The organism is Bacillus cereus group sp. BfR-BA-01355, assembly GCF_022663675.1.
GTDB lineage: Bacteria > Bacillota > Bacilli > Bacillales > Bacillaceae_G > Bacillus_A > Bacillus_A thuringiensis_S.
Genome location: NZ_JAKUFY010000548.1, coordinates 1 through 201, shown reverse-complemented (window position 1 = coordinate 201; position 201 = coordinate 1). Strand labels below are relative to the sequence as shown.

The following is a 201-nucleotide window of genomic DNA, read 5'->3' as shown; positions in this document are numbered from 1 at the left end:
GAAACGTCAATTTTTATTTTTAGATGCTAGACAAACTAACTTTATTGGAGAGTTTGATCCTGGCTCAGGATGAACGCTGGCGGCGTGCCTAATACATGCAAGTCGAGCGAACTTCTTGAGAGCTTGCTCTCAAGAAGTTAGCGGCGGACGGGTGAGTAACACGTGGGTAACCTGCCCATAAGACTGGGATAACTCCGGGAA

Annotated in this window: 1 rRNA gene; it reads left to right on the top strand. The window is 47.3% G+C overall.

Going from position 1 to position 201, the window contains the following annotated elements:
* Nucleotides 1-41: 41 nt before the first annotated feature.
* Nucleotides 42-201 (top strand): 16S ribosomal RNA (locus tag MR167_RS32875); the annotation flags it as partial.